The following is a 22,905-nucleotide window of genomic DNA, read 5'->3' as shown; positions in this document are numbered from 1 at the left end:
TCTGTAAGTTGTTGAAATTACTAGAAAAAGTGCTTTACAAAATGATTTAACGACCTATAATGCGCGGCACCAACACATGCACTCGTAGCTCAGCTGGATAGAGTACTCGGCTACGAACCGAGCGGTCACAGGTTCGAATCCTGTCGAGTGCACCATTTAAGGTTAACTGGTCTGATGTAGTTAAATACAACTTCCAGATAACCGGCTTCAACCAGAGGTGATCTGGTCTAAAAATACCAATGCACTCGTAGCTCAGCTGGATAGAGTACTCGGCTACGAACCGAGCGGTCACAGGTTCGAATCCTGTCGAGTGCACCATACACCAGAAAGCCCGCATCGAAAGATGTGGGCTTTTTGCTTTCTAGCGTTTTCCTTTCACGCATCCGTTCTCATCGAATGTCACATTGTTGCTGCGACCATTTTTCAGTTGGTAGGTGTAGCGCAGTTCTCCGTTGCGGTTGGTGATCTTGTCCGGGCGGCCCAGCAGGCTTTCAACGTCGCGCTTTGTCATGCCCGGCGGTGTACGCTGATTGATAACGGCTTGCCGGCGCTGTGCTGCGCTCAGTCGATTACCGCAGCCATCGTCTTGCTGGCCTACCACCACGATTTCCTTGCTGGCTTTATTGTTTCGCCTGTCTGCGCCAGGAAGAAGGGGCGTGATGCTTCCCGGAGGCGCATTGAAGGCTTCTTGCGGCTGACTGTTTTGCCCGGCCGGGCAGCCCAGAGTGGTAAAGAGGATTCTTCCGGACGGGTCTTCACATCGCTGAACAGTATTGGCTTCTGTGTAAAGTGGCAGGCAGAGCAGGTTGCTCCATAAGAAAATGCGGGGCGTGATACGCATTGCCGAGTCCTCCATGACGTGCCAGCCCATCCTAGTGGTGGTCTTTCCCATGGGCGAGCGTGTTTTCTTCGCTGAATGTAACGTCGTAACCCTGTCTGTTCGCAAAACATTCAGGTTTGTCTCGCAAGCGCCTGTTCTAGCCTGAATTTTCTCGCGTGCGATCCGCCCAAAGCGGTGTATCATTGCGCCCGTCAGCCCCGCCGGGGCTTGTGGAATACCTCCATGGACTTACCCAGTAGTTACTCAATAGCTCGTTTCACCAATCAAGAATCAACTGATTGATCCTCCCGGCGTGCTCCGCTGCTGGGAGTGGAGTTCGCCTATGACTGAAATAGAAGTTAAAAAAACGCAGGAAAGCTTGCAGGATCGCCTTGCCCAAGTGGTCGATCTGTTGCAGCGTCAGCGTGTGGTCGAAGACCTGATCCACCGCCAGGAAGGTCAAAATCAGGATCGCGTAGAAAACCTCGTTCATCGTCAGAACCTTGTCGAGCTGCAACGCAAGCTCGATGATCTGCACTCTGCGGACGTCGCTTACATCCTCGAGGCATTGCCTCTTGAGGAGCGCCTGACCGTCTGGCAACTGGTCAAGGCAGAGCGCGACGGCGATATCCTCCTTGAAGTGTCCGATTCCGTCCGGGAAACCCTGATCGCCGACATGGATGATCACGAGTTGCTGGCGGCGGCCAAGGAGATGGACGCCGACGAACTCGCAGACCTGGCTCCCGAACTGCCTCGCGATGTCGTTCACGAACTGATGGAAGCGCTGGACGTCCAGCAGCGTGAGCGTGTCCGTTCTGCGCTCTCCTACGACGAGGAGCAGGTCGGTGCGCTGATGGACTTCGAGATGGTGACGATCCGCGAGGATGTCAGCCTGGAAGTCGTATTGCGTTACCTGCGGCGCTTGAAGGAGCTGCCGAGCCATACCGACAAACTGTTTGTGGTCGATTACGACGGCGTGCTCAAGGGCGTGCTCCCGATCAAGCGTCTGCTGGTCAATGATCCGGACAAGCAGGTCGGCGAAGTCATGGCTGACGACCCTGTCAGCTTCCACCCGGAAGACGATGCCTACGACGCCGCACAGGCTTTCGAGCGTTATGACCTGATTTCCACGCCGGTGGTCGACAAGAGCGGCAAGCTGATTGGTCGTTTGACCATCGACGAAATGGTTGACCTGATTCGTGAGGAGAGCGAGAGCGAAGTCCTCAACATGGCGGGTTTGCGTGAAGAGGAAGATATCTTCGCTTCGGTATGGCGCTCGCTGCGTAACCGCTGGGCCTGGCTGGCGATCAACCTGATTACAGCGTTCCTGGCTTCGCGTGTCATCGGCCTGTTCGAGGGTTCGATCGAGAAGCTTGTGGCTCTTGCGGCGCTGATGCCGATTGTGGCCGGTATCGGCGGCAACTCCGGGAACCAGACCATTACCATGATCGTTCGCGCCATGGCGCTGGACCAGGTCAGTACCGGCAATACCACGCGCTTGCTGCGCAAGGAACTGGCGGTCGCTTTGCTCAATGGTCTGATATGGGGCGGGGTGATCGGTGTTGTGGCCTATATGCTCTATGACAGTTGGTCGCTTGGCGTGGTCATGACGGCTGCAATGACGCTCAACCTGCTGCTGGCTGCTTTTATGGGGGTCTTGATCCCTATGACGCTTGCACGTCTTGGCCGCGATCCAGCCATGGGTGCCAGCGTCATGATTACTGCGATGACGGACAGTGGCGGTTTCTTTATTTTCCTGGGGCTGGCAACCATTTTTCTGCTTTGATCGCTTTCACCATAAAAAAACCGCCTGTTCAGGCGGTTTTTTGTTTTGGGGCTGCAAAGGTAGTCACTGTCTTTCTTTGACTTCCTTCCATGTGCGTAGCCTCAGCGCGTCAATGTCGGCAGGCGTCGCTTGCTGGACGAACAGGGTGCCAAGGGTTTCCTCATCGGGGTAGATTCTGGGGTCGTTGCGTACTGCTGCGTCCACCAGTGCCTCGGACTTCTCGTTTCCGTTCGCATAATGCAAGTAGTTGGAGATGCCCGCGATTACCTTCGGCGTGAGCAGGTAGTTCATAAAGACGTAGGCGGCTTTTTCGTCAGGTGCATCGACGGGCATGGCGATCATGTCAAACCACATCGGAGCGCCTTCCCTGGGGATGACGTAGTCGATTTTGATGCCGTTGCCTGCCTCCTGAGCGTTGCGCTCCGCCAGCATGACATCTCCTGAATAGCCGACCGCGACGCAGATCTTGCCACTGGCCAGATCCGTAATGTACTGGGTCGAGTTGAAATAGCGCACGTAGGGTCGGATCGCCAGCAAGGCAGCTTTTGCCTTGGTGTAATCCTCGGTTTTTTCGCTGTGGGGTGGCAGGTTCAGATAGTTGAGCGCGATGGGCACTATGCTGGGGGCGCTGTCGATAAAGGCTACGCCGCATTCAGCCAGCTTTTTAATGTTCTCGGGCTTGAAGATCAAGTCCCAGGAATTGAGTGGCGCATCCTTGCCCAGAACAGCCTTGACCTTGGCCGCGTCATAGCCGATGCCGGTGGTCCCCCATAGATAGGGAAAGGCGTGCTCGTTGCCTGGGTCGATGCCTCTGAGCGCCTTGAGCAGAACCGGATTGAGGTTTTTCCAGTTGGATAGCTGGCTTTTGTCCAGCTTCTTCAAGTCCCCACGCTGAATCTGGCCAGCCATGAAGTGGCTCGACGGCACCACAATATCGTAACCGGAGTTTCTCGCCTTGAGCTTTTCGTCCAGGGCATCGTTACCATCGTAGGTGTCATAGGTGGCTTCAATGCCGGTGTCTTTCTGGAAGTTTTTCAGCGTGTCCGGTGCGAAGTAATCCTCCCAGTTGAACACCTTGACGGTCTGGGCTGCCTGGCTCATTGATGCAACCAGCATCAGGGGGACGAAGACTTTACCGAGCATTTTGTGGCTCCTCGCATGACTTGATAATCGCGATGCACGGGAAAACCATCGCCTCAGGAGCCGTGACCAGGAAAAGCATTGGCTGAGATGTCTACATTATAAGAAAGAGTCTTATAAGTATTGGGGAAAAGTACTACGGCAAAAAAAAGCCAGCTTTCGCTGGCTTGAATGCTTTTTTTCACTGATTTCTTACGACTCTTCTGAAGCAAGTTCCGTGTCGTGAGCAATCAGGGACACCAGAGCGTTCTGCTGGCGGTGTGAGAGTTGACGAAAACGTTGCAGCAACTCGCGTTCGTGCAGGGACAGCTCAGGACTATCAAGGCGCAGACTTGGCTCATCACCAAGAGCTCCTTCCTGAATCAGGCTCTGTTCGAGTCGAGCAATGATTTCCGAGTTCATGCTGCGATGGTGGTTTTTGGCTACCTCTTGCACGCGATTACGCATGCCGTCTGGTAGGCGAACGACGAACTTGTCAGCCGTGCGGCTGGAATAAGTAGCCTGTTTCATAGGGCTCATATATTTAACCGGTTAGTTCAGGGGGAGCGGTTTCGCAAGTGGCCGCAAGATTGTCAATGTAGGACAGTCCTTTTGGCCAAATGTTCAACCGAGTTATCCAAAGGGCGCGGCATCATGCCCTATTACGTCGAATCCTTGGCGTCAATTCTGTGACAAATATTGACTCAGATAAAGGCGTTTAGCCAGCACCAATTATCAGAATTGCGAGCAGATTTGCAAAGCTTGCCAATTCCAGCCCATCCGGGTGACACGACGAACGCCTGACTACTTTTTGCCATGATGGCTATCTGTCTTCAGCGTAGATGGTTATTCACAAGAATACGAAAGATGCCGACGGGCGTGTCATGGCGGGAGAAGGCGAGGGTAGGCTGAGAGGCCGATGACCTAGTCAGCAGTGGTTTGAGCCCTGTTGACCAGTACAACCATCAGCGGATATTCAGTCAGCGTAGAACCGGATCGAACTTGAAGCGACGCCCGATCACCATGGCCGCAACGAAGAGGCTGACAAACAGCCCTGCGGCAATTTTGGAGGCGGAATTCAATGCATGCGCCTGCTCGGGGAGGAGAAGATCAGTGGCAACAGCCATCAGTGCCAGGATCATGAATGACAATGCGGGTTTTGACATGGCTACTCTCTCGTGAAGGTGGGCTATGTGACGATCTCAGAAGATCCAACGCTCTTCAGCACGATTTGGCAGCGGGGCTTCCTTGACCTCATGACCCAGCGTAGCTGCATTGACGCTTCTGTCACTCATGATGGCCAATTGAGGGGCCTTGCGAACCAGCTCATATGATTGAGGTTGCGTGCCGATCTTGTCATCGTGAATGCGGGTATCCTGAAAATGAAATGCCACCAGAGCCACCAGAGCTACTGCATTCAACACTGAGAGAGTCATGTTCATTTTCAGGTACCTTGCGTGGAGTATCGTCACTGGTACTGATAATGCAGCCTGCATGCCAGATTTATTTTGAATAAAAATCCTTATAAAACAATGGCTTGTGATTGTTTTAAAGCGATTAAACATTGCGTTTTGCAATGATGGCTTTTTGGGGTAATGCAAAATGCACGACCGCCCCTGCAAGCGCTCTACGCCGGGATGTGGACTACGATTATCGAAGGCAATGACGACATGACAAAATCCCTCCATGCCGTTAACATGCACGCCGTCCTCGCTGGCACCGTTCGGTGTGCTGGCAACTCAGTGTCTCAGTAGCTCAATTGGATAGAGCATCCCCCTCCTAAGGGGAAGGTTGGCAGTTCGAACCTGCCCTGGGACACCAATATGATCAGGTGGTTAGCTGGATTTCCCGATAGCTCCTCGATTGAGTTTTCTCTCAAGTCTCCACTTCTCTGAGTGTTCGGTATTGAGTCAACTTTTCAAGGGAATCGGATTCTTCTGGCCGATTTTTGAAATTGATGCTTAGGCCGTTCTCTCTACCTGCGTAATTGAATCCCAATTGAAAAGTCATTGTGTATTTCAACTGATCCCCAGCGTCGGATTTGGCCCGCGCGCTTCGTAAAAATGATAAATGTGGCCTGTGGTGGCGACAGGCCAAAATCGGGCATGACAGTTCGGCAATCCTGCGCGGGGCTCGACTGATTTTGTCCTTATCCCTAGGTGGTTGCTACAAAATCATCCGCAATTTCCTCTCCCCCGCAGTCCCAAAGCCATCTCCACCCCGAGCATCTTCCCTTTCCCTTGAACGAAATTTCCTAGAAAATCCCGACCCCTTGCGTGTGTCAGTTGCGGCATTTAATGTGCCGCGTCGCTGCAAAATCAGCGGCCGGGTTTAGCGATCCGAACCTTACACTCGCAATCAGCTCATGCTGCCTTATGCCTTTCAGGTTTGAGGCCGTGTCATGGCGGCTGTGCGTCGGAGATCTTCGGGTCTGCCGGTGTGTGCGAGTAAAAGACCGGTTCGCTAACCTTCGCACAGCTGCCACCCTTCATTCGTTTAGCGACGTCTGCGGCAGCTCTTTTCTCATAAGGAGCTTTCACACCATGGACCTTCCATATCCTTCACCTCCCTGCACCGATCATTTCGAGCCAACCGTTTTCATCCGTCACCACCGTATGCTGCGTGCTGTCATGCGCGATACCCAAGTCTGGTTTCCCTTGTCGGATCTGGCACGTCTGATGGGCAAGCAACTGGACGAGCGCGCCACACTCAAACTCGATGCCGACCAACGCCACACAGCCTGGCTGTTGACCCACGGGCAGTGGGAAAAATGCCTGATGATCAGCGAGTCGGGTGTTTTTGCGTTGCTGGTGCATCACTACGTACCGGAAAACCGTGCACTGCGCCGTTGGCTGGTTCAGGAGGTGTTGCCGGTTTTCGAGGTTCCCAAGGTAGATTCCAGCGATCAACCTCAGCGATATGAGATGCGCTGGCAGGGCAATGTCTTGGGGACATTACAATGGCATGGGGAGTTATGGGTGAGGTTGCGTGATATGCCGGAATTGGTTCAGGTGCAGCCAGATGCGGTCAGAGAATCCTGGTGGCGCCGGTTGGTTGCCTGAAGCAATTCGTTTTCTGCGTGATGTGAGTTTGATCGTTCCGGTTGGGCGGGGCGATCAATATGAGGTCAGGGAAGGTCGGCGACACTGCTTGGGCCCTTGAGCATCGACAGATCAAGAGCCCTCTCAGTGACAGGCACCCGGCCTTGTCCTACCGCGTTTACTTCTCCGACTTGCCGACTCCTCACCAGCGGGGCCATCGCCTGAGCGGGCCCCGGATTGGATTGGCGTTACTCATCCCACCAGGTTTTCATTACACGCTGAATGACCGCCCTGAATAACTCTCTGAACAAGGCACGTGCCGCCTGCTCTGCCAGCCACTGTCCCACCGATTTTAGCCCTTGCATTGATTACTCCTCATCAGTTTGATTTCAGTAAACGCACCTTCGTCGGAAGGTCGATACTTCCCGCTGCTCATTGAGTTGCGTGGATGTGGCTAATGATGAGCTCTTGTAAAGAGGGCTTTGAGGTGGGGTTTGCATCGTTTTCACGCTCCGGCTGTTCGCTTTGTCGAACCAGTGGATAGCACGAAAACAGCTCATGGGTTATGGGCGAGTTGCGCGCTTAACAGGGCAGAACGGGCGAAAATGCCCTCAATATGCGATGCATCGTCCGACTTTTAGCAAATAGCGCTGCGTGTCGAGCAAATTACGCCTTGCCGCCGCTTCGCGGCAAGTTGATCGGAGCATCCCTAAAAACACATTAGGAAATCGGCAGTGCAAGCACCATATCAACACTTTCGAGAGCTCAGTACTCTCAGACAAGCACTGCTCTCACTCTACAAAAATGACTATGATCGTCACCTGACATGCTTGAAAGACATGCACCAGACTTTTCACGAAGCGAGATAGGGACGATTGCCGTGTTTCAAAAAAAAGCAGGCTTTGGCGCATTGTTGAAGATGGTTCACTTGAACTTCAGTACAGAGGTTCTGGACGAGTTTCGTGATCATTTCAACCGGTCGATTTCTCAGCAGGAGAAATCGATCAAAGAGTATTTCAAGGCAGCAACCGCGAGCGATTTCGAGTCCAGAGATGATTATGAAGACTACTTGTCTTCGTTGCATGATGACTTCTTGCAGTCTGATGATGTGCGAAGTCTCGGAGAAGAGCTTGCAATTGTCGGGCTTCACCGATTGGTGGAAATCAAGATCGGAAAGGTCTTGAAGGGGACATTTCCAAACCTCCCGGACAAGAAGAAGCAGGATCTTATTGCAGGCAAGCCTGGAGTGATCGACTGTCCAAGTCTGGCTGGTTTTGCAGCCGCACATGAACTGCGGTTGATCAACAATTGTGTGAAGCACAATAATTCCATCGTCGATGAAAAACTGGCGATTGCCTTTCCGTCGTGGAGCAAGGGCGACCCTCTAAAGAATCTAGGCACCCACTATTCGCATCTGAAGGTCGGTGTTACCGAGTACATCAAGGCATTTGTTACAGAAGCCCATGCCAAAACAACCGAGTTTTCTTCTGTACCTTAATCTGCTCAGCACCCACAGGCGGATCTCCCTGATCCGCCTACATGATCCCCCGTCAAACCCTCACCACCACCCCAACCCCCTCCAGCTCTCTCACCAACGGCAACACCCGCTCCCCAAAATACTCAACCTCTTCCTGAAAATGCAGAAACGCTGACAGCACCAGGTCCACGCCTATTTCTTTCAGCGCGACGATACGTTCGGCAATCTGTTGGGGTGTACCAATAAGGTTGGTCTTGAAACCATCGTTGTACTGCACCAGATCGGTGAACGATGATTTGGCCCAGTTGCCTTCTCCTTCGGGGCTTGCCTTGCCTGCCTGTTTTGCGGCATCGCCGAAGGCATTCACGGCTTGCGGGTCGGCTTTGTCGATGATTTCCTGTAATACCGCTCGCGCTTCTTGTTCGGTGTCGCGGGCGATGATGAAGGCGTTGACGCCGATCTTCACTGAATGCCCGTTGGCTGCGGCCTTTGCCCGAATATCGTCGACCTGCGCCTTGATGCCTTCCAGGGTGTTGCCGTTGGTGAAATACCAGTCCGATACTCGGGCCGCCATGTCACGGGCTGCCCGGGAGCTGCCGCCTTGAAATATCTCGGGATGCGGACGCTGAATGGGTTTTGGCCGCAAGGTGTAGTCATGAAAACGATAGAAGTCGCCCTTGAAGGTGAAGTTGTCGGTGGTCCAGATTCCTTTCAGCGCCTGGATGAACTCCTCCGAACGCCGGTAACGTTCGTCATGTTCCAGCCACGGTTCCCCAATGGCCTGAAACTCACCCTTGAACCAGCCGCTGACAATATTCACGGCAACCCTTCCGGCCGTGAGCTGGTCGATGGTCGCCAACTGTTTGGCTGCCACCGACGGCGTCCAGGGACCTGGCAAGATGGCCGCGATCACTTTCAACCTTTCGGTGGAAGCCAGTAGTGCGTGACTGAATGCCACCGACTCATGCTGATTTTCCGCACCGTATCCGGCGGTAAAGCGGATCTGCGTCAGTGCGTATTCAAAGCCTGATTGCTCCGCGATTTGCGCGAGTTTGCGGTTGTAGTCGATATCCCAACTGGTGCGTTGTTCGATCTTGCTGACAACGAGTCCGCCGCTGACGTTAGGAACCCAGTAGGCGAACTTGATAGGTAAGTGGCTCATGAGATATCTCCGAAAACGACGAAGTGGATTGCCGTTTCGACAGTGCAGCATGCATGCCACAGGGGATTGTCATGAATTACAGTGAGTTACGACTCGCTGAAAACCTGGCCACTGGTCTCTTTCAAATATAAATGCTGATGAGATGTTGCTGAGCAGACAGCCCAATAATGGCTAAATAGCCTCTATTCCCCACCCGGATCAGGCGTCAGCCTCTCCAGTTGCGGGCACGCCCACTCCACAAAAGCCCTCACTCTCGGTGACAACTGCAAGGAGTGCGGGTAGACCAACTGTATCGGTAAATCCATAGGCTCAAAATCCCGCAGGATCCTGACCAGTCGACCATCAGCCAGTTCATCCGCCACTTGGTAATGCATCAACCGGGTAATTCCCACGCCCTGCACACAGGCCTGGCTGGCAGCTCGAACCTGATTGCAGACCAGTCTCGGTACGATGTCTTCAACCAGTTCTTTTTCCTTGTGACGGAAGTACCAGTGTCGCCCTTGTGAGGCCAGGGTGATGCAGGAATGCTCCCGCAGCGATTGTGGGCTAGCGATGGCGGGAGCGGCATGCAGGTAATCCGGGCTGGCGCAGGTGACGAGCCGGGTTGTGCCGACCTTGCGCGCCACCATGGCCGAGTCGGGAAGATGGCCGATGCGCAGGGCCAGGTCGAGGCGTTCATCAAGCAAGGGGATGACCTGGTCGCTCAGGCTCAACTCGGCTGCCATTTCCCCATGATCCTTGAGAAATGCATTCACCAGCGGTGCCAGGTAGCGTTGCCCGAACTCTACGGGGGCTGTCACCCGAAGCAAGCCGCGGGCGATGCCATCGCGAGCTTCCAGCCGTTGCTCCATGTCAGCGAAGTCCGCGAGCATGCGGCGGCTCCAGGCCAGATATTCTTCGCCTTCATCCGTCAGGGCCATGCGTCGGGTGCTGCGGTTCAATAACCGGACCCCCAGATAGCGCTCCAGAGCTGCCAGCGAGCGGACAAGGGAAGCGACCGATTGTCCAGTCACATCCGCCGCCGAACTCAGACTGCCGCTGTCGACGATCCGAACGAAATTGGCCATTGCCTTGAGCCTGTCCATTGCCACCTTTCGATTTGTGCGATTACTGCATAGGTCTTGTCAGGTCCGCGCCATAGGTGAAACGCGCAGCCCGGTGGAAACTTCAGGGATTGTTTTCAGCCGGAGTCGCAACCCATGAGCCAACGACCAAATCCCGCCCGGATTCTCGCATACGATCACATCGGAATTCGTGTCAGCGACCAGAATCGGTCGATGTCTTTTTATCAGGCACTCGGATTCAAGGAGACCGCACGTTTTCCGCTGTACGAAGCCAACGAAATGCTCAGCCCGGACGGCGTTCGTATCAATCTGATCTTCAACGGTGCTCGCGTCCCCGACTCTCACAACGTCCTGCTGGATGCTCCGGTGAAGCTTCCCGGCGTAACGCACCCTGCCTTTATTGTCGATGACCTCCAGGTATTTCAGGCCTGGCTGGGCGAGCAGGGGATCGTGATCACTCAGGGGCCGCATCACATCGGTCCCAGAAGAATCGCGCTTTTTATCCGCGACCCCGATGGCAATGTTCTTGAATTCAATCAACTCGTCGATGGAGAACCGAAATGAAACTGTACGACCTGGATGTATCTGGAAACTGCTACAAAGTGAGGCTTTTTGCTGCTCTGGCCAATATCGGGCTTGAAGTGGTTGCAGTCGATTTTCTGGGCGGAGAACACAAGAAGCCGCCGCTTTCAGACATGAATCCTCTTGCTCAGCTACCGGTTCTGGAGGACGGTTCGTACGTCATCCGCGACTCGCAGGCCATTCTGGTTTATCTCGCTGGCCAATACGGTGGTCTGGCCTGGTGGCCGGCTCATCCGCAAGGCCAGGCCGATATTGTCCAGTGGCTCTCGTTTGCCGGTAATGAGGTTCAGCACAGCCTTTGCGCTGCGCGACTGGTGCAGAAGTTTGGTGCGGAGCTGGACAAGGCGCAGGCTCTGGCGAAAGCGACCGTTGCCCTCTCGATACTCGACAGACACCTGGAAAACCACGACTGGCTTGCAATCGGCCGTCCCTCGATTGCCGATTGCGCGGTATACCCCTATGTCGTGCTTGCCCCTGAAGGCGGTGTGGATCTTGAACCCTATGTAAATGTTGCACGCTGGATCAAGCGGGTAGAGGCATTGCCAGGTTATCTGCCCAAGCCTTGAGCGGGTGTGCTTTGCAGTGCCTTTTCGAGAAACTCGATAAACGCCCGCACCTTTGTATTCAACGCCGAGCGCTCGGCAACGCACGCATAGATATCCATCGGCTCTGACTCTGCACTGGCAACGTTGCGGCTGTCAGGCTCGAACAGCGGCAGCAGGCGGCCGCTGTCGAGGTGCGGTTGGGCGATGAAGCTGGCGAGGCGGGCGATGCCGCCGCCATTGACGGCGATTTGCGCGAGCATGTCGATGTCGTCGCAGACAAAGCCGGGATTGACCTTCGCTTCGACACGTTTGCCGTTGACCATGAAGTTCCAGGGCAGGAAGCGCCCGTCGGTTGGGTAGCGAAAGACCAGGCAGGCATGTTGTTTCAGGTCTTCGATAGTGGTGGGCACGCCTGCATGGTCGAGATAGGCGGGCGATGCACAGAATATGAACGGGAGTGACGCGATGCGGCGGGCAACCAGTCCGTCGCTCAGTTGTGCCTCGATGCGGATACTGACGTCGACACCTTCCAGGCGATGGTCGACGCGCCGGTCTGTGCTGATCAGCTCAATATCGATACGCGGATGTGCGGCTTTGAACGCAGGTATCAGCGGCGCAAGGACGTGGCGGCCAAATGCAGCGGTGGTGGCGATACACAGCGGCCCTTGAGGCTCGGTGGTGATGGTCGCGGCGTGTGAAGCAAGATCGATATCACGGGGGATGTGGCGGACCTTCTCGAAATAGCGCATGCCGCTTTCGGTCAGCGCCATTCTGCGGGTGGTGCGCGAAAGCAGGCGCACGCCCAAATGGGTTTCAAGCCGCGTGATGCTCTGGCTGACGGCGGCTGCGCTCATCCCTTGGGCTCGGGCTGCCGCCGCGATGCTGCCGGTTTCTACCACGCGGATGAAACTGTTGATCAAACCCAGAATGTCCATCGGATACTTGTCATTCCATTCGTTGGTTTTACTTAATAATGATTCAAGCGCAGCACCTCTACTGGTGCGTATAACCGATTGTTAGCTTAACCGCTCTTCCACTACTCAAGGTTGACGAGGGTTAATCGATGACTGCCAGAACCAACAGTAATACTGCCCGATTCCGTTTCCCAAGCCGGGCGACGCCTTATGTGTTTGCTTTCTATATGGCAACCATCATGGCGTTTCTCATGTGCCTCGTGATCACCCTCGCTGAATTCGGCATTGACGAACATTACATGGGAAATGTGATGAGTGCGTATCGCGTTGCAATGCCCTCTGCCTTCTTTTGTGTGATCGTCGTGCGTCCGATTGTTGCCCGGCTGGTCGCCTGGACCGTGCATGGTCATTGAGTAAATGCTCACGAAGCAACTTTCGCTCAGCGCAAGGCTTGGGTATTCTCGGCGCTGGCCGATGCTGCCCGCCGCTCGCTCCCGAAGGGAAGGTGAAAGCATTTCTTCATGTTCCGAACCCTGTCGTATTTCTCTACGGTCGAGTTTTGGCAACGCGAGCACCAGAATGCCTCGACTTCAGGAGGAACGATGTTTTCAATCGAGCAAGCCAAGCAGATGGCCAAGAGGCTGCGCGCCTCGCTGGCGGCGGGCAATCAAGAGCTGTCTCATTCGGCTGCACTTGAACTGGTCGCGCAGCAACTGGGTTACAAGGACTGGAACACGGCTTCGGCGCTACTCGCGCAGAGCACTCCCCAGCCTGCCATTACTTTCGAGAAGCCCATCCCGATATTGCGGATGTTCGACGAAGCCAAGGCACGCGAGTTCTACCTTGATTTCCTGGGTTTCAGTGTCGAATTCGAGCACCGATTCGAGGCGGACCTGCCACTTTACCTGGGCATCAGCCGGGATGGTCTGCAGCTTCATCTTTCCGAGCATCATGGCGATGCAAGCCCCGGCGCGACGATTTTTGTCCCCATGCACAATATCGAACGGCTTCGCGATGAATTACTTGCCAAGCGTTACGGATATGGTCGCCCGGATATTGTCGAGCAGGGCTGGGGGAAGGTTCTGGAAATACACGATCCGTTCGGTAACCGGATTCGTTTTTGTCAGAGTTGATATCGCCGGGTCACTCAGGCTGGCCCGCAAGCCGTTCGGATAGAAAGTCGATCAATGTCCTCAGCGCATGGGGCATGCGCTGACGTGACAGGTATACGGCATGGATGCCAAGCGTTTCGACCCGGGATTCGGGGAAGAGCCGGGTCAGGCGTTTCTCTCGAATGGCTTGTTCGGCAGCGAAGTGCGGCAGCATCGCGATGCCGGTTCCACTCAAGGCAGCACGCACAATGATGGATGCTTCGTTGGTGCTGAAATTACCGGTGACCGGCACCGCGATGTTTTCGCCATTCACGTTGAAATGCCAAAGGTTGCGACCGTAATACGCATAGGTCAGGCAGTTATGAACCTGCAGGTCTCGCACGTCGCCCGGAACACCGTATTTTTCCAGATAAGCCGGGCTGGCGCAGATGAATGAGCGTACCTGGCCCAGCTTTTTCGCGATCACGTTCGGGTCGAGGTGATTGGTCACCCGAATTGCCAGATCGACCCCGTCCTCAGCCAGGTTGGTAGTGCGATCCACGATCTGCAGATCAATGGTTACAGCAGGATAAAGCTGAAGAAACTCCATCAGCGCGTCGGTCAGGCAGTATTCCGCGAAGATTGAAGACGCCGTGACACGCAGTAACCCCTTTGGGGCGTTTTCCGTTTGTGTTGCCTGTGTGCTTACGTCCAGCGACAAGGCCACCAGGTTTTTGCAGGTGGGCAGCAGTTGTTCTCCTGCGGCGGTCAGGCTGAGTTTGCGTGTGGTCCTGTGCAGCAAGCGCGCTTCGGCCCATTCTTCCATCACGCCGATATAGCGAGTCGCCATGGCGCGGGACATGCCCAAGTGCATTGCTGCCGCCGAGATGCTGCCGCGTGCCACTGTTTCCAGAAATACCTTCGCTGCGGTTAGTCGATCCATATGCTCAATCTGTGCAACAAAGCGTCAACTATAAGCCTGTATATCTCCGTTTTGTAACTCAATAAAGTACAGCGACTCTCTTCGTGCCAGGCCATCGGCATCTTCCTGTGGCACTGCTGATCCCCATTCAAGGAAACGCCCATGTCTGCGCCCACCGACAAGACCTTGCGATTGCTATTCCCGCAATGGCAGGGCGGTAACAACCCTCCTTACCATTTCGGCTCTCGGCTTCTGGCCTGGCTGGCTCCGGAACACCGCGGTCCGGTCGAGGAGGTGCCTGTTGTGGAGCCGCACGAATCGCCGCTGCCGCTTGAAGACGGGATTGTTGGCCGCAACGCACTGCTTGATCAGTTGCACGCTGCACGAGCATTGATCGACAAACATCAACCTGATCGTCTTGTTGTATTGGGTGGCGACTGCCTTGTGGATCTGGCGCCTTTTGCCTATCTGAATGAGCGTTACGCGGGTGACCTGGCGGTGCTTTGGGTCGATGCCCATTCGGATATCATGACACCGCAACAGTTCCCCCATGCTCACGCGATGGTGCTCGGTAACCTGCTGGGCAACGGGGACCCTGACTTCGTCAAAGCGGTAGCCCGTCCCGTCAAGCCCGGTAATGTCATGTATGTTGGCCTGCATGACCCGAGCGAATGGGAAGCCGCCGAGATGCAGCGGCTGGGGCTGCAAAATGTTGGCCCCGAGCAACTGGCTCGACAAGGCAGCCAGCCTGTCATCGAGTGGTTTGAATCCACTGGCGCAAAGCACCTGGCAATCCACTTCGATCTTGATGCTCTGGACCCTGCCTTTTTTCGGGCTCTGCTGTTCGCCAGGCCAGACATTGCAGCGGGAACCTTCGATGGCGTTGCGCAGGGCGAACTGACGATCGAACAGGTCGTTCAGTTGCTGGGGGAAATGGCTGAAGTAGCTGATGTGGTGGGGCTGGGTATTGCCGAGCACCTGCCATGGGATGCGTTGGCCATGAAAAACATGCTTGCCAGGTTGCCATTGATTGGCAAGCCAGCCTGAATATATGGAAACAAGGAGTCACGCTTTATCGGCCTGACTCCCCGTTTTTCTGCAAAGGCTTACGCCAACTGTTTCAGCAAAGCCTTGGCGACGGCTTCAGAGCTGGCAGGGTTCTGGCCAGTCACCAGTTTGCCGTCTTCGACCAGGTAGGGCTGCCAGTCGGGGCCTTTTTCATAGAGGCCGCCCAGTGCGATGAACTCGTCCTCGATAAGGAAGGGAACGACATCGGTCAGTTCTACCGCTTCTTCCTCGCCATTGGTGAAGCCGGTGACGCGACGGCCTTTGATCAACGGCTCGCCATTGGCGGCCTTGACGTGACGCAAGACGCCCGGCGCATGGCAGACGAAACCGATTGGCTTGTTGGCGCGCTCAAAGGATTCGATCAGTTCGATGGAACGCTTCGACTCTGCCAGGTCCCAGAGCGGGCCGTGGCCGCCTGGATAGAAAACCGTGTCGAAATCCTGCTGGCTGACGCTGTCCAGTTTGACGGTGGTCGCCAGTACTTTTTGCGCGGCCGGGTCAGCCTTGAAGCGCTGGGTCAGTTCGGTCTGGAAGTCCGGCAGGTCGCTTTTCGGGTCCAGAGGCGGTTGACCACCGGCAGGCGAGGCCACGACTATTTCAGCGCCGGCATCCTTGAAGGTGTAATAAGGGGCTGCGAACTCTTCGAGCCAGAAGCCGGTTTTCTTGCCGGTGTTGCCCAGTTGATCGTGAGAGGTCAGTACCATCAATACTTTCATTGCAGTTTCCTCGTAATGTCCATGAGTCAGGTGAGGCACAGGCGGTCGGGTTGACTGCCTGCGCATTATCTTCATTGCAAGTGACGGTCAGCCTTTCAGGAAGGCTTCGAGCGGTGCCGATTTATCGCCATAAGGTGCGCGCAGTCGCAGGTTTGAAGCGCCATCTTCGCTCTGTATAACGACGGGTTTTGCATGGGTAAAACGTCTGAAACCGTGAACGCCATGGTAAGCGCCGATACCGGATGCTCCTACGCCACCAAACGGCAGGGTATCGATGGACACGTGGCTCATCACATCGTTGACCACCAGAGCGCCTGAAGTGGTTTGGATTGCAAAGGCGTGTTGTCGTTCGCTGTCATTGCCGAAGTAATAGGCAGCGAGCGGGCGCGGATTGGCATTGATATAGGCCACTGGCTCAGCCCTGTCGGTGTAGGTCTTGATTGGCAGCAGCGGGCCGAAAATCTCTTCCTGCATGACCTGCATGTTATCGTTCACATCCAGCAGCAGATGAGGCGCAATCTTGCGTGACTTGGCGTCGAAGCCCGGTTCGCCTTCCGGCGCCAGATTGACGATCGTTGCACCTTTGTTACGTGCATCATCGATCAGGCCCACGAGTCGTTCATAGTGGCGCTGGCTGATGATGGAGGTGTATTCCTGATTTTTCTGGATGCTCGGGAAACTGCTGGCAACGAAGCGCTTGCTGGCATCGGTCAGTGCCTCGACCTTCGACTTCGGAATCATCATGTAATCCGGCGCCAGGCATATCTGGCCCGCATTGAATGTCTTGATCGTCAGGGTGCGCTCTATTGCCGTGCGGATATCGAAGTCCTCATCCACGACGACCGGCGACTTGCCGCCCAGTTCGAGGGTGACGGGGACCAGGTTTTCAGCCGCTGCCCGCATCACATGACGTCCCACCGTGGTGCTGCCGGTAAAGACCAGATGATCGAAAGGCAGCCCGCTGAACGATGCGCCAACATTCGCATCTCCCAATACCACCGCCAGTTCCAGAGGGTCGAAATAACCTGCGATCAGTTCTGCCAGTAGTTCCGATGTTCTGGGCGTCAGCTCGGATGGCTTGAGCATGGCGGTATTGCCAGCTGCAAATACACCTGCGAGCGGGCCGAAGGCCAGGTTGATCGGGAAGTTCCAGGGGCTGATCACACCGACCACACCCAGAGGTTGCTGCTGGATCCAGGCCTGCATGCCGGGTGCCGGGTCTGTAACCTGTTCAGGCTTCATCCACTCAGCCACATGCTCGGCAGAATGCTGAAGCATTTTTACCGTCATGACAGTATCTGCCATCAGAGACTGATAGAGGCTGCGATTGCCGAAGTCTGCATTGATGGCTTTGCCAATGACTTCATGGTTATCGCTGAGCAGTCTGGCACCACGGATCAGTCGGTCCTGGCGCAGTTTTGCATCCGCCGGGCCTGCTGCTGTGTGGGCACGTTTCATGTTCAGCAGAAGGGCTTTCAATTCTTTGGTATCTGGCTGGAAAGGCATGGCCTTTGCTCCTGAGCTATTGACGTTATGTGGATGATGTTGAGCGGAACATGCAGATCGACCGAAAGAGGTCAGGTTGATCTGCTATAAAATTTTGTTCGGCAAAAAGTCATTCGTTTCGTCGTTCATGAGCGCTTTTCTCAAGCGATGTGGCTATCTTATGAGGGCCAAGCCCTGATGTATAACAACGGCTTTTTTGTGCAGTCATAAAATAATTTATGGGATATGTATGTCTCTTGTTCGTTTGAGGACCTTTATCGAGGTTTACCGACAGCGTTCGATCAGCGGTGCGGCGCGTACTTTAAGCCTCACGCAGCCTGCGGTGTCGCAGCACATTTCGGGGCTTGAAGCTGCGATAGGCAGGAGCCTGTTCGAGCGTCAGTCGCGGGGCGTCGAACCTACGTCCGCAGCGGACGAACTGGCAGCGGATATCGGAGACAAGCTCGATGCAGCCGAAGCCGCGCTGTCATCGGCAAGAGCGCGTTCGGTGGAGTTGGCGGGGGCGTTGCAAATCATCGGGCACGCTGATGTTCTGGCTGAAGTGGTGGCCAGACAATTGCTGCCTCTGCTGGAGGTCGGCATTCGCATCAGGATGCAGAGCGGAAACCAGGAATCGATCACGCATATGCTGATCGAAGGTCACTGCGATCTCGGGATCTCTGCCGCACCCCCCAATAATAAGCGCCTGCGCAGTGAGCTGATGTTTGTCGATGACGTCCTGGCGGTGGCGGCACCGTCCGTGGTTCAGCGTTTGACTCGTGCGCCGGATTTCAATGAAGCGTTGCTGGGTGAGCCGGTACTTGCCTATAACCTGGACCTGCCGCTCATCGATGGCTGGCTGGAAGTGAACAGGATAGAAGCCCCCAATCTGATGCCGGCGATGGTAGGCCAGGACTTGCGTACTTTATGCAGTCTGCTCAAGGAGGGATTTGGCTGGAGTGCGTTGCCGGCTTATTTATGCCGCCCTTATATTGAACGCGGCGAGCTTCTGGAAATACCGGCTCCGGTTGGTCCGGCCAGTCGTGAGTATTACTTGCTGTGGATTCCCAGCGCCTTGCGTCAGCCACGTGTGGCACATGCACGACAGTCCTTGTTGTGGCGGTTGCGGGCTGACCGTCAAAGCGCTGAGGGTGAGTGAGCCGGTCGCTTTCGAGCAATTAATTGCCCGGCGACCAGCGTTTTCAAGAGTTGATGAGCTTACATCCGGAACTGCAACACCAACTGATTAAGGCCGACTGCCAGCTGCGACAGCTCTCCGCTGGCTGCCGAAGTCTGGTTTGCACCTGTAGCGTTCTGGGCTGAAAGGTCTCGAATGCTGGTCAGGTTGCGATCCACTTCACGGGCCACTTGCGCTTGTTGTTCCGTGGCTGAGGCGATGCTGGTGTTGCGCTCGTTGATCTGCACAATCGCTGCGGTGATTTCCACCAGTGCGTGGCCCGCTGCCTGTGCGACGTCGAGGCTGGTACGAGCCCGTTCGCTGCTGTGGCCCATTGCGCTGACGGCCTTGCTTGCACCGCCCTGAATGGACGCGATCATTTTCTCGATCTCGGCAGTCGACTGTTGGGTGCGATGAGCCAGTGCCCTTACCTCATCGGCAACCACCGCAAAGCCACGACCTGCTTCGCCGGCCCGAGCCGCTTCGATTGCTGCGTTCAAGGCCAGCAGGTTGGTCTGATCGGCGATACCCCGGATGACATCCAGAACCCCGCTGATGCTTTGCACCTCGACAGCCAGACCATCGATTTCAATGGCGGTAGCGCCGACCGATTCGTGCAGCTCGTTGATCACGCTGACAGTCTCGTCTACACGTTTACGGCCATTTTCTGCCGACTTGCTGGATTCCTGTGCGGCGGTGGAGGCCATGATGGCGTTACGCGCCACTTCTTCAACCGCTGCGCTCATCTGATTGATTGCGGTGGCGGCCTGATTGATTTCATCGTTCTGGCGTTGAACGCCGCGCAGGGAATCTTCGGTCACGGCCGTCAATTCTTCGGACGTGGAAGCCAGTTGATTGGATGAGTTACCCAACTCACTCAGCGTGCGTCGCAGGTTCTGCTGCATGATCGAGAGGGCGGCCAGCAAGCGTCCCGGCTCATCCTTGCCGTCGGCTGCAATGGGTTTGCTGAGGTCATTGACCGCAATCTGTTCGGCCACCGCCAATGCCTTGGCAATCGGTGCCGTCAGGCTGCGGGTAAATATGCCGGCCAATGCCAGCGTCGCGGCGAGCGCGACAAGAATGGCAATGATCGTGACATTGCGAGCCTGGGCATAGGTCTTGTCGGCGGCGACATCGGATTCTGCGACCTTCAAGTCTGACAGGCGGGAAATCTCAGCGATGTCCTTGGCCAACAGATCGGCTGCCAGGGTCATTTCACCTGTCGGTTGGGTCAGCGCGGTGATTATGTCCTCGCGTTTTTGCGTCATGGCCTCCAGGTACCGCGAGTGTATGGCCAGATAGTTGTTCAGATTGCGGGACATGCTGTCGTATGTCTTCTTGCCTTCATCGGTGACCAGCAAGGACTGTAATTTGCGGACATCGGCTTCAAGGCTGCTACGAGCCTGAACGACACGCTGTTGGGCTGCATTGGTCGCGGTGGCGTCCTGTGCCAGGCGCAGACCGCTGTTGCCAAGTCGAATGGTCAAAAGATCGCTTTTGATCTGATCGACTGCCTGAACCGTTGGCAATACGTTGTCTTGCAGTGTTTCCCGGGACTCTTTCAAGTCAGATGATTGCAGCAGTGAGAAGAGTCCCAGTGCTGTAACCAACAATGCAAAAAAGCCGAAGCAAAGCAACGACCGTGGGGCGATGTTGAGGTTTCTGAGAGTCATGGGAAGTGCCGTCGATAGGGAGTTGACAGTCTGAAACTATCGACCTAAAGCGGTTCAGCTTTAGAAAGTTGCCGATATTTGCTGGAATCAAGTCGCAGAATCGACAGTCTGCTGCGGTTATGATGATGCACTGCCTGTATCACTTGGTAATGGAAAGATCGGCTGGAGGGAGCGCATTGACGACTTTGAATAAAGTGAGTGGCAGCGATGAGTGATTGCTGGACGGTTCTGTCACTGCCTGATGACGCCGACGAGCGCAGCATCAAGCGGCAGTATGCGCGGCTGCTTAAAAGCAATCGTCCTGATGACGATGCCGAGGGCTTTCAGCGCCTGCGCGATGCTTATGAGCGGGCTTTGCATATTGCTCGCTATCGGGACGAAAGCGATGAGGTTGCCGAACTGCCTGATCAGGTGGTGCCAGCCAGGCATGATGCATCGCCGTCATGGCGGGTGCTGGTTGATCAAACAACAGTCGATAATCTGCCTGAGCACTATCTTCAGGCTCAGGCACTGGGTTGTACGCAAGATTTTGAGCAAGAACTGTTGCTGCGTTGCCTTGCCGATCCTGAGGGTGAGGTCAATCTGCTCCGGGCCGCGACTCGACATTTGAACTGGCTCACTCCATGGCAACAAGCGCCTATGAATGGTGATCAGGCTGTCTGGTTGACCCAGGCATTGCTCGACTCCCATCAGTCGCAATTGCAGGCTCGGCTGCAAGTCGAAGATACAGAGGCCTTCATTGATGAGTTGCAGGCGTTGCGTCAACAGCCCTGGCTGGCGTCGCTGGAACGCAGTGAGCATTTGCAGCGTTGGGTCATGATCCTGCTGCACAACACAACCGGCTGGAACTCTGCCTTGTTCGAGCAGGTTTGTTCCCTGTTTGGCTGGGATGCGAAGCAAGACCTGCACCCGGAGCCTGCCTTTATCTGGCAGCGACTGATCGAACGCGGCGAGAGGGATGATTTTGTCCGACATCTGCAGCGTCTGCTCAGTAAAAAGCCGTTCAGTGCCGAGGGGCGTGCCGTGCATTTATTGCTGGGTGCTTATAGTCCTGTTGAGCGCAGGCGAATGGCCAGGGCTGAAGATGACAATGTACGTGTTATCTGCAAACGGCTTGTCGAGCAAATGACGCTGCGATATCCCGGTGTTCTCGAAGCCTTTCCCGATGCCGACCTTGAATGCTGGAAGCGGGCGCATGAGCCTTTTTCTCCTGAGGCCAGGCGCTGGCTGGGGCTTGCGGCGTTGCCTGTAGTTTTGCTGTTCGGCCTTTCGCTGTATTTCCAGCGGGATCAGGATCTGTGGTTTCTGATTCTGTATCCCTTGCTGATGGTTCCTGGCCTTATGGCGTACATGTATATATGGCGTCCGCTCTGCGAGGTTGTTGCGACACTGGATGAATGGCTGAGCCTTCGTCTTCTGCCTGATGTCATCAGCGGGCCGACCGCGAACGCCAAGGTGGTGCAGCACGCACTGCCGCTTGCTGTCATGGGCGGGGTGATGGGGTGGAAAGGCGGCGGGCTTGGGTTGGCGCTTCATTGTTCCGTGACTCTGATATGGATAGCGTTCGCCCCTTATCGCTATCCCAGGCCCTATGCCGCCCTGACACGGATGTTCAGAGCCAGGAAAATGATGTTTGGCGGTGTGTTTCTTGGTGCTTTCTTCTGCATGCTGAGTGCTGGCTTCTTCGTCATGTCACAACCTGGAGGTACCAGAGAGCGATCCGCGGCATCTCAAGGCAGTTATCAGTCTGACTGCAACCCGGATAACCTGCGCCGGACGATGTCGCAAGCTTGTCGGGCAGCTCTCGACTCCAATGAGTGTGCTCAGAGCGAGTGGGCGCAGAGAGTGCACATGTGTCGCTCGGCTGCGGATATGGCGAAGAAGGCGATGGAAGCTGTTCACCAGAAGTGATCCCGATCTGGGTTGTCTCCGGAGGCGTGGCGGCTTTCTTTATATAAGCATCGGAAGCGGGCTTTCAGATTGATGTAAAAAAGTTGAGATAAGGGGTTTGACAGCTTTCTCAAGTGCTGTATAGTTCGCCTCCCGCTAACGAGCAACGCGAAGTTGATCGAAGCGCAAGTGGTTGAAGTTGCAAAGGAAACTTTGAAACTTGTTGAAATAACCGCTTGACAGATACAGAGGACGCTGTAGAATGCGCGCCTCGGTTTAGGCGAAAGGCTCAACCCACCGCTCTTTAACAACTGAATCAAGCAATTCGTGTGGGTGCTTGTGGTGTAAGACTGAAGTCAACAGATTATCAGCA

At 55.2% G+C, this 22,905-nt stretch carries 22 protein-coding genes and 3 tRNA genes; 13 read left to right on the top strand and 12 right to left on the bottom strand.

Annotation, left to right across the window (positions count from 1 at the left end):
- Window positions 1-78: 78 nt before the first annotated feature.
- Together JL015_RS06160 and JL015_RS06155 are read left to right on the top strand one after the other, a co-directional pair.
- Window positions 79-155: transfer RNA gene (locus JL015_RS06160), tRNA-Arg, on the top strand.
- An 86-nt stretch (window positions 156-241) separates the two neighbouring features.
- A tRNA-Arg gene (locus JL015_RS06155) sits at window positions 242-318 on the top strand.
- A gap of 43 nt (window positions 319-361) precedes the next feature.
- Here JL015_RS06155 and bamE read toward each other — a convergent pair.
- Complete coding sequence (bamE, locus tag JL015_RS06150) at window positions 362-841, bottom strand: outer membrane protein assembly factor BamE domain-containing protein (protein ID WP_201018086.1); 480 nt, start codon at window positions 839-841, stop codon at window positions 362-364.
- A 322-nt stretch (window positions 842-1,163) separates the two neighbouring features.
- On the opposite strand from bamE, the gene mgtE reads away from it, so the two are divergent.
- Window positions 1,164-2,606: a magnesium transporter gene (gene mgtE, locus JL015_RS06145; RefSeq protein ID WP_201003408.1), complete on the top strand. Its 1,443-nt coding sequence runs from the start codon at window positions 1,164-1,166 to the stop codon at window positions 2,604-2,606.
- A gap of 63 nt (window positions 2,607-2,669) precedes the next feature.
- Here the strand turns inward: mgtE and JL015_RS06140 are convergent, their stop codons facing one another.
- From JL015_RS06140 to JL015_RS27640, 4 genes are all read right to left on the bottom strand, one after another.
- Window positions 2,670-3,749 (bottom strand): polyamine ABC transporter substrate-binding protein, encoded by a 1,080-nt coding sequence (locus JL015_RS06140; protein WP_201017834.1) that lies wholly within the window; start codon window positions 3,747-3,749, stop codon window positions 2,670-2,672.
- A 189-nt stretch (window positions 3,750-3,938) separates the two neighbouring features.
- On the bottom strand, window positions 3,939-4,265 hold the full coding sequence (locus JL015_RS06135) for an Arc family DNA-binding protein (RefSeq protein WP_002554423.1): 327 nt from the start codon (window positions 4,263-4,265) through the stop codon (window positions 3,939-3,941).
- A gap of 440 nt (window positions 4,266-4,705) precedes the next feature.
- Entirely contained in the window at window positions 4,706-4,891 is a 186-nt protein-coding gene (locus tag JL015_RS06130) for a PA3371 family protein (RefSeq protein WP_201003404.1), read from the bottom strand.
- A 36-nt stretch (window positions 4,892-4,927) separates the two neighbouring features.
- Window positions 4,928-5,428 (bottom strand): hypothetical protein, encoded by a 501-nt coding sequence (locus tag JL015_RS27640; RefSeq protein ID WP_236250172.1) that lies wholly within the window; start codon window positions 5,426-5,428, stop codon window positions 4,928-4,930.
- A gap of 41 nt (window positions 5,429-5,469) precedes the next feature.
- On the opposite strand from JL015_RS27640, the gene JL015_RS06120 reads away from it, so the two are divergent.
- The 3 genes from JL015_RS06120 to JL015_RS06110 all read left to right on the top strand — a co-directional run bounded on the left by JL015_RS06120 (window position 5,470) and on the right by JL015_RS06110 (window position 8,264).
- Window positions 5,470-5,546: transfer RNA gene (locus JL015_RS06120), tRNA-Arg, on the top strand.
- 722 nt (window positions 5,547-6,268) lie between these two features.
- Window positions 6,269-6,787 (top strand): BRO-N domain-containing protein, encoded by a 519-nt coding sequence (locus tag JL015_RS06115; protein ID WP_201017833.1) that lies wholly within the window; start codon window positions 6,269-6,271, stop codon window positions 6,785-6,787.
- A gap of 859 nt (window positions 6,788-7,646) precedes the next feature.
- Entirely contained in the window at window positions 7,647-8,264 is a 618-nt protein-coding gene (locus tag JL015_RS06110; RefSeq protein WP_201017832.1) for a hypothetical protein, read from the top strand.
- A 52-nt stretch (window positions 8,265-8,316) separates the two neighbouring features.
- Here JL015_RS06110 and sfnG read toward each other — a convergent pair whose 3' ends face one another.
- Complete coding sequence (gene sfnG / locus JL015_RS06105) at window positions 8,317-9,405, bottom strand: dimethylsulfone monooxygenase SfnG (RefSeq protein ID WP_201017831.1); 1,089 nt, start codon at window positions 9,403-9,405, stop codon at window positions 8,317-8,319.
- 182 nt (window positions 9,406-9,587) lie between these two features.
- The gene (locus tag JL015_RS06100) at window positions 9,588-10,490 is read right to left on the bottom strand and encodes a LysR family transcriptional regulator (protein ID WP_201017830.1); all 903 of its coding nucleotides are present in this window, start codon (window positions 10,488-10,490) and stop codon (window positions 9,588-9,590) included.
- Between the two features lie 114 nt (window positions 10,491-10,604).
- Between JL015_RS06100 and JL015_RS06095 the strand changes: the two genes are divergently transcribed.
- Both JL015_RS06095 and JL015_RS06090 read left to right on the top strand, forming a co-directional pair.
- Entirely contained in the window at window positions 10,605-11,033 is a 429-nt protein-coding gene (locus JL015_RS06095) for a VOC family protein (protein WP_201017829.1), read from the top strand.
- Window positions 11,030-11,617, top strand: coding sequence for a glutathione S-transferase family protein (locus JL015_RS06090; RefSeq protein WP_201017828.1), 588 nt, complete (start codon window positions 11,030-11,032; stop codon window positions 11,615-11,617). The genes JL015_RS06095 and JL015_RS06090 overlap by 4 nt, the downstream gene beginning before the upstream one ends.
- On the opposite strand, the gene JL015_RS06085 is transcribed toward JL015_RS06090, so the two are convergent.
- Window positions 11,599-12,531 (bottom strand): LysR family transcriptional regulator, encoded by a 933-nt coding sequence (locus JL015_RS06085; protein WP_201017827.1) that lies wholly within the window; start codon window positions 12,529-12,531, stop codon window positions 11,599-11,601. The genes JL015_RS06090 and JL015_RS06085 overlap by 19 nt on opposite strands.
- A 128-nt stretch (window positions 12,532-12,659) precedes the next feature.
- On the opposite strand from JL015_RS06085, the gene JL015_RS06080 reads away from it, so the two are divergent.
- Window positions 12,660-12,923, top strand: a complete 264-nt coding sequence (locus JL015_RS06080) for a DUF2798 domain-containing protein (RefSeq protein WP_201017826.1) — start codon at window positions 12,660-12,662, stop codon at window positions 12,921-12,923.
- 189 nt (window positions 12,924-13,112) lie between these two features.
- Window positions 13,113-13,643 (top strand): glyoxalase superfamily protein, encoded by a 531-nt coding sequence (locus JL015_RS06075; protein ID WP_201017825.1) that lies wholly within the window; start codon window positions 13,113-13,115, stop codon window positions 13,641-13,643.
- 10 nt (window positions 13,644-13,653) lie between these two features.
- Here JL015_RS06075 and JL015_RS06070 read toward each other — a convergent pair whose 3' ends face one another.
- Window positions 13,654-14,544: a LysR family transcriptional regulator gene (locus JL015_RS06070; protein WP_201003382.1), complete on the bottom strand. Its 891-nt coding sequence runs from the start codon at window positions 14,542-14,544 to the stop codon at window positions 13,654-13,656.
- Between the two features lie 141 nt (window positions 14,545-14,685).
- Here JL015_RS06070 and JL015_RS06065 point away from each other — a divergent pair, with 141 nt between their 5' ends.
- Window positions 14,686-15,570: an arginase family protein gene (locus JL015_RS06065; RefSeq protein WP_201017824.1), complete on the top strand. Its 885-nt coding sequence runs from the start codon at window positions 14,686-14,688 to the stop codon at window positions 15,568-15,570.
- Window positions 15,571-15,629: 59 nt separating this feature from the next.
- On the opposite strand, the gene JL015_RS06060 is transcribed toward JL015_RS06065, so the two are convergent.
- Window positions 15,630-16,307 carry a type 1 glutamine amidotransferase domain-containing protein gene (locus JL015_RS06060; protein ID WP_201017823.1) on the bottom strand — a complete coding sequence of 226 codons (678 nt, stop codon included), beginning with the start codon at window positions 16,305-16,307 and terminating at the stop codon, window positions 15,630-15,632.
- Window positions 16,308-16,394: 87 nt separating this feature from the next.
- Window positions 16,395-17,813 (bottom strand): coniferyl aldehyde dehydrogenase, encoded by a 1,419-nt coding sequence (locus JL015_RS06055; RefSeq protein ID WP_201017822.1) that lies wholly within the window; start codon window positions 17,811-17,813, stop codon window positions 16,395-16,397.
- A gap of 229 nt (window positions 17,814-18,042) precedes the next feature.
- On the opposite strand from JL015_RS06055, the gene JL015_RS06050 reads away from it, so the two are divergent.
- Window positions 18,043-18,951 (top strand): LysR family transcriptional regulator, encoded by a 909-nt coding sequence (locus JL015_RS06050; RefSeq protein WP_201017821.1) that lies wholly within the window; start codon window positions 18,043-18,045, stop codon window positions 18,949-18,951.
- Window positions 18,952-19,010: 59 nt separating this feature from the next.
- Here the strand turns inward: JL015_RS06050 and JL015_RS06045 are convergent, their stop codons facing one another.
- On the bottom strand, window positions 19,011-20,642 hold the full coding sequence (locus tag JL015_RS06045; RefSeq protein WP_201017820.1) for a methyl-accepting chemotaxis protein: 1,632 nt from the start codon (window positions 20,640-20,642) through the stop codon (window positions 19,011-19,013).
- A 207-nt stretch (window positions 20,643-20,849) separates the two neighbouring features.
- Here JL015_RS06045 and JL015_RS06040 point away from each other — a divergent pair, with 207 nt between their 5' ends.
- Window positions 20,850-22,553 carry a J domain-containing protein gene (locus JL015_RS06040; RefSeq protein ID WP_201017819.1) on the top strand — a complete coding sequence of 568 codons (1,704 nt, stop codon included), beginning with the start codon at window positions 20,850-20,852 and terminating at the stop codon, window positions 22,551-22,553.
- Window positions 22,554-22,905 lie beyond the last annotated feature (352 nt).

The organism is Pseudomonas cichorii (genome assembly GCF_015471405.1).
Classification (GTDB): Bacteria; Pseudomonadota; Gammaproteobacteria; order Pseudomonadales; family Pseudomonadaceae; genus Aquipseudomonas; species Aquipseudomonas serbiensis.
Note: the sequence above shows the minus strand (reverse complement) of the source record. Positions and strands in the feature narration are given on the sequence as shown.

Coding starts and splice junctions, on each gene's coding strand:
- bamE (WP_201018086.1), bottom strand. CDS start 841: ATGCGTATCACGCCCCGCATTTTCTTATGGAGCAACCTGCTCTGCCTG.
- mgtE (WP_201003408.1), top strand. CDS start 1,164: ATGACTGAAATAGAAGTTAAAAAAACGCAGGAAAGCTTGCAGGATCGC.
- JL015_RS06140 (WP_201017834.1), bottom strand. CDS start 3,749: ATGCTCGGTAAAGTCTTCGTCCCCCTGATGCTGGTTGCATCAATGAGC.
- JL015_RS06135 (WP_002554423.1), bottom strand. CDS start 4,265: ATGAGCCCTATGAAACAGGCTACTTATTCCAGCCGCACGGCTGACAAG.
- JL015_RS06130 (WP_201003404.1), bottom strand. CDS start 4,891: ATGTCAAAACCCGCATTGTCATTCATGATCCTGGCACTGATGGCTGTT.
- JL015_RS06115 (WP_201017833.1), top strand. CDS start 6,269: ATGGACCTTCCATATCCTTCACCTCCCTGCACCGATCATTTCGAGCCA.
- sfnG (WP_201017831.1), bottom strand. CDS start 9,405: ATGAGCCACTTACCTATCAAGTTCGCCTACTGGGTTCCTAACGTCAGC.
- JL015_RS06100 (WP_201017830.1), bottom strand. CDS start 10,490: ATGGACAGGCTCAAGGCAATGGCCAATTTCGTTCGGATCGTCGACAGC.
- JL015_RS06095 (WP_201017829.1), top strand. CDS start 10,605: ATGAGCCAACGACCAAATCCCGCCCGGATTCTCGCATACGATCACATC.
- JL015_RS06090 (WP_201017828.1), top strand. CDS start 11,030: ATGAAACTGTACGACCTGGATGTATCTGGAAACTGCTACAAAGTGAGG.
- JL015_RS06085 (WP_201017827.1), bottom strand. CDS start 12,531: ATGGACATTCTGGGTTTGATCAACAGTTTCATCCGCGTGGTAGAAACC.
- JL015_RS06080 (WP_201017826.1), top strand. CDS start 12,660: ATGACTGCCAGAACCAACAGTAATACTGCCCGATTCCGTTTCCCAAGC.
- JL015_RS06075 (WP_201017825.1), top strand. CDS start 13,113: ATGTTTTCAATCGAGCAAGCCAAGCAGATGGCCAAGAGGCTGCGCGCC.
- JL015_RS06070 (WP_201003382.1), bottom strand. CDS start 14,544: ATGGATCGACTAACCGCAGCGAAGGTATTTCTGGAAACAGTGGCACGC.
- JL015_RS06065 (WP_201017824.1), top strand. CDS start 14,686: ATGTCTGCGCCCACCGACAAGACCTTGCGATTGCTATTCCCGCAATGG.
- JL015_RS06060 (WP_201017823.1), bottom strand. CDS start 16,307: ATGAAAGTATTGATGGTACTGACCTCTCACGATCAACTGGGCAACACC.
- JL015_RS06055 (WP_201017822.1), bottom strand. CDS start 17,813: ATGCCTTTCCAGCCAGATACCAAAGAATTGAAAGCCCTTCTGCTGAAC.
- JL015_RS06050 (WP_201017821.1), top strand. CDS start 18,043: ATGTCTCTTGTTCGTTTGAGGACCTTTATCGAGGTTTACCGACAGCGT.
- JL015_RS06045 (WP_201017820.1), bottom strand. CDS start 20,642: ATGACTCTCAGAAACCTCAACATCGCCCCACGGTCGTTGCTTTGCTTC.
- JL015_RS06040 (WP_201017819.1), top strand. CDS start 20,850: ATGAGTGATTGCTGGACGGTTCTGTCACTGCCTGATGACGCCGACGAG.